We start from the raw sequence: 530 nt of genomic DNA on the forward strand, positions 1-530 counted from the left end.
GAGTGATTTTTAGAGAGTTTAGTAAAACGCTTTTTGGTGGTTAAAATGGGCAAATAATCGCTCCTCTTGACTTTATTTAAAGAACATATATAGATTTTCGATCGTCGGAATAGAATGCCATGAATTATCTCTTTTAGAATTGAATAAATACCTCGTAAACCCTCGCCACAAAATAAAAACCGGATTTACCTATAATAAATCTAATAAACGAAGTGTTCTCTCTTAGAGACTGTAATTCAATTGTCCGTCGTGGACAATTGAACCCAGTAACGCCTCCCTTGGCCAACACTTGGCAAAAATAATACCAATCTACCGACCGGACCTTCTCACGTGTTCCCGCGCGATAAAGAAAAAGATCCAGAATGGTGTCCCAACTGTGAAGAAAAATCAGCTCGAGTTGCATGGTCTGACGACAAAGATTGGTCGCTCACGGCTACCTTTGCTGACCTAGACGATGGGGAGAGTATTTCGATGAGGCGGTACTGTCGACAGTGTGGCTGGGACGAAAAACGCCGTTTCACCACCACTAT

The sequence above is a fragment of the Halorubrum sp. SP3 genome, assembly GCF_005435195.1.
In the GTDB taxonomy this organism is placed as follows: Archaea; Halobacteriota; Halobacteria; order Halobacteriales; family Haloferacaceae; genus Halorubrum; species Halorubrum sodomense.